The 4,038-nt window shown below is 31.5% G+C and carries 4 protein-coding genes; all 4 read left to right on the top strand.

All coding sequences use genetic code 11. From position 1 onward, the window contains the following. The first annotated feature begins 553 nt into the window (after window positions 1–553). The 4 genes from E1171_RS05780 (at window position 554) to E1171_RS05795 (ending at window position 3,947) form a co-directional block, all read left to right on the top strand. On the top strand, window positions 554–1,402 hold the full coding sequence (locus E1171_RS05780; RefSeq protein WP_155204982.1) for a hypothetical protein: 849 nt from the start codon (window positions 554–556) through the stop codon (window positions 1,400–1,402). A 586-nt stretch (window positions 1,403–1,988) separates the two neighbouring features. Next, a complete protein-coding gene (locus tag E1171_RS05785) occupies window positions 1,989–2,315 on the top strand; it encodes a hypothetical protein (protein WP_155204984.1) in 327 nt (108 codons plus the stop codon). Window positions 2,316–2,441: 126 nt separating this feature from the next. Next, window positions 2,442–3,080 (top strand): HAD family hydrolase, encoded by a 639-nt coding sequence (locus tag E1171_RS05790; RefSeq protein ID WP_155204986.1) that lies wholly within the window; start codon window positions 2,442–2,444, stop codon window positions 3,078–3,080. Window positions 3,081–3,446: 366 nt separating this feature from the next. Then, complete coding sequence (locus E1171_RS05795) at window positions 3,447–3,947, top strand: CAP domain-containing protein (protein WP_155204988.1); 501 nt, start codon at window positions 3,447–3,449, stop codon at window positions 3,945–3,947. The last annotated feature ends 91 nt before the right edge of the window (window positions 3,948–4,038 follow it).

Below are 4,038 nucleotides of genomic sequence, written 5' to 3' on the forward strand. Positions count from 1 at the left end.
TTTTAGTCGCTCAGAAATTCCAAGAGATAATTAATTCCTGATACTCAGATTAAAGTAAATAAAATAAGCCCTTACAGATGCTGTGAGGGCTTTTTATTGGGAAATATTTATTAATTCTTTTGATATATGTTTTGGTTTATCAAAACTAAATGACATTCCCACGAGGTTTTAATTTTAATCATTATTTATAAAAGAGTCATTAGGCTAAATCTTAGAAAAAAATAGGGTGTATTTTAACTTTTTGATAGCTAGTTGGTTGTATGCTGTTATTGCTAAACACTGATTTTTGTGTTAATTTGCTTTAATTATTTATGTCTAAAGTTGATCAATGGCTTTTAATTTGAAGTATTTAGGAAATTTTTTAAGCTATGTTTTGATAGGTTTGGAAAGGTCAATATGAAAGTAATGATGATAATTTTTTTCTGACTGACATGGGAAAATAATTATCAAATTGCTTTTTAAAAAACTTCAATTAAAAATAGGTTTTGTTAGTATTAATTAAGGTTAATGCCTAACCATAGACCTACCGTTAGGGAAAGTAATTATAAGAGGAATGAAAAATAAAGTAGGTGTAATTGCTAATATAATCCTTATAATTATGGGTTTGACTCTGGGAATTGTCTTTTTCTTGATGGAGGATGAAAAAAAGGACTTGAGTATAGTTTTGTTTTCCATTGCCATAGGAAGTATTTTATATCAGTTCCTTGGAGGAGTTGGGGAGAGTAATTCCTTCCAGTTAGGTGCCATTAAGTTTGGAGGTACTGCAGCCGTTCTGATTGGATTTATGTTTTTTTTAAAGAAGGTGGTGTTTGTTCCCACCGTTCAAGGTCCTGAATTAACTGTTTCTCCTGAAAAAGATTGGATTCCCATTAGCACAGAAACCGGAAAAATAAAACCGATCATAATTTCTAATGGGAAAGAAGAAAAAATAATTCCCAATTTATTGGATAAAAGTTATTTAAATGCCAGGAAAAGGCACGAATATCAATTATCAAATAAAAATGCATCTCAATTTAGTATTGAACTAAAAAGCAATTTGACAGACACCATTGGGTATGTAGATATTCATAATTTCCGCACGAGGGGTTTGTATAACATTACAGAAATCGCCAAGGATTCCAAAGTGATTCAGGTTTTTACCCTTTATCCGGAAAACGTAAATAAAAATTCTTCTATGAAACTGGAAAATGTTTTACTCCCTTTTGAAATTAAGGTATTTAACACCTCCAGGTTTAGCATTGAGCCTTTTATCCTTAATCAGGAAGTCGTAAAAAGATCCAGTTGGTTGATTCCCTTTTCTACCGATGAGTCTTACATTGTATTCTTAGAACAGGCCAATTCAAAGGATTCTGTAAAATTCTCTAAATGGTTGGTCGAGAAGCTGGACCATAAATTGGAGTAGTTAGGTAGCTATTTTTTTTTTATTGTTTTTGGTTTAGTGGAGAATAGTAATATCTTTCTTTTTATGGAAATGTATGGTGAAGAGGAAGTTACCTTATTTGTTTGCTATTTCTTTTATTGAGCAATCTGGTTTCTAGTTTTGGACTCTTATCTTGGGAATAATTTTTTTCTATTAACTATGGTGTATTAATGCTGGAAATAATGAAAATTAGGATGATAATGTAATTCAATCTACTATGAAATACACAATGCGCTTTCTTTGATAAAAAGTTGGTCTGAGAATCAGAAAACTGTTGTTCGATGATTTATTGATTGTGGGGATGACGATTTTCTATATGAGGGGAATAGCCTGGTCCATATCGCTATACGCAAAAGGAAAATTCCTTATGAATATAGGGTACGATAAGGGGGGCATAATTGGATCTATTGACGGGAATCCTTACGATTGATATTAAATTGTTTTGAATTCCTTTCATCAGCTTAAAAACAGGGAGTCGTTTGTATTATTAACTTTCCTATTTGTACATTGTCATGGGTAGTGTAATTAGTCCATTTTTTAATTTAAGGGTAGAAAAATAATTTGACGGATGCAAAAGAAATTAAATTGGGAGGCTTTTTCCGGAGAAGACAGAAATAATATCCTGAGAGAAATACAAAATGTAATTTCTATTAATGATGGATGTATTTTGAATTTCAACATGTTTTCAGACCTAGCTTTAAGTCTTTGCGTTGAAATTGAAGAAAAAAAGATTCTAGGTTTACATAAAGCACTTAAATCCCTCCTTAAAATTTCAGATCTTGATTTGGGAATAATTAATCAGAATTCACAAAAGGAATGGCTTTTGTTTATTAATCTTTCCTTTAGTAAAGGTACAGGAGATTTGAAAATGAAAGTGCCTGAAGTGCCAGGGTAGAAAATCCACAAAAGAAATAATGTTATAAATTGGTTAGCCTGCAATATTCCATTAGCAATATTATGATAAGCAAGTACGTGATTAATTTTTGGTTATTAAATTGATAGTTTAAATATTGGAAAGGAAATGATAAAAGCACTAATATTAGATTTAGACGATACCATCTTTCCTACGAGATCTATAGATCCAAACATGCTAAAGCCGTTTCTTGATAAATTGGAAGAAGTAAATGATGTATTAACGGAAGAATATTTTGAGAAGGCCAAAGTCGAACTATGGAAACGCCCCTTTAACATGGTGGCAGATAAGTTTGGATTTAGTGAACGAATGATTAGGGAAAGTATCCAGGTGCTGAATAATTTAGAGTTAGACTTGTCCATTTCACCCTTTTCGGATTATAGATTTATTCAAAAAATTCCTTTGAATAAATTTCTGGTAACAACGGGCTTTAAAAATATCCAATGGGCGAAAATCCATGCATTGAATTTAGTGGGAGACTATAAAGAGATTTTTATTGATGACCCCATTAATCAAAAGGGAGGTAAGGTACAAATCTTTAATGCCATTCGAGAAAAGTATGGATATTTAAGAGAGGAACTTTTGATTATAGGGGATAATCCCGAATCAGAAATAAAAGCCGGAAAAGAATTGGGAATGCATACCTTGCTAATTGATAGAAATAAAAAGTATTTAGATAGGGATGAAAACACCATAATAAATTTTTCTGAAATTGTGGAATTTTTAAAACTCAGAAAATACAACTAAAATTAATGCTTGATAGTCTCAAATGGATAGAGGGGGACTTTATTCTTTTAATAGTAAGTTGTTTCCAGAAAAGATTGGAGTATTCTAACAATAATTCCATTTTTTATTGAATTATTATTTGCTTGGGATTTCTTGTTATTTTTACTTTTTAGTATTGTGAAATATATTTGTTACTGATTGATTATGAGTTGATGGATTAGATTTTACCCAGGCTTTTAAACTCCTGGTAAATCTAAATTTTTTTCTAGTTCTAAAGAGGAAAAGTAAATTAAATAGAAACTTCAGGGAAAATTGGAATCATTTTTGGATAGGAATGGATACCCAAATTCATTGTATTTTTTGATAACCTAACCATTCCAATTAAAAATGAGAAACTTATTCCTTTTATTTATTTTTTCAACTTCACTTTTTCTCTTTTCCTGTGATAATAATGAGGTTTTTCCTGAAGAAAATCCAACTGATGACAATGTAGAAAATGAAGGGGGTAGTGATGAAAGCAGTATTAATGCGGAAATCTTAAATTTGGTCAACCTTCATCGTTCTTCTATCGGAAAACCTCCATTGGAAGCCAATGAAGTGCTTTTTGAAGAGGCAAAAAAACACACCGAATATATGATTTCCATTGATGACATCAACCATGATGGATTTGATGAAAGAGCGGATAGAATAAGAGAGGCAGTAAACGGAAGTTCTGTAGCAGAAAATGTAGCCTATGGATATCCTACAGCAGAAGATGTTGTAAATGGATGGCTTAATAGCCCTGGCCATAGAAAAAATATAGAAGGTGATTATACCCTTTCCGGGATTTCGGCCTTACGGAATAAGAATGGAGTGTATTTTTACACCCACATATTTTTAAAGCAATAGTTCTAAGGGAGAAGGAAAAGAAAACACAAAAAAAGGATAAACCCCAGGTAGGGTTTATCCTTTTTTTGTGTTTCTAGTTGATGTGTTTTTT

The organism is Xanthovirga aplysinae, assembly GCF_009711365.1.
Lineage (GTDB): Bacteria > Bacteroidota > Bacteroidia > Cytophagales > Cyclobacteriaceae > Xanthovirga > Xanthovirga aplysinae.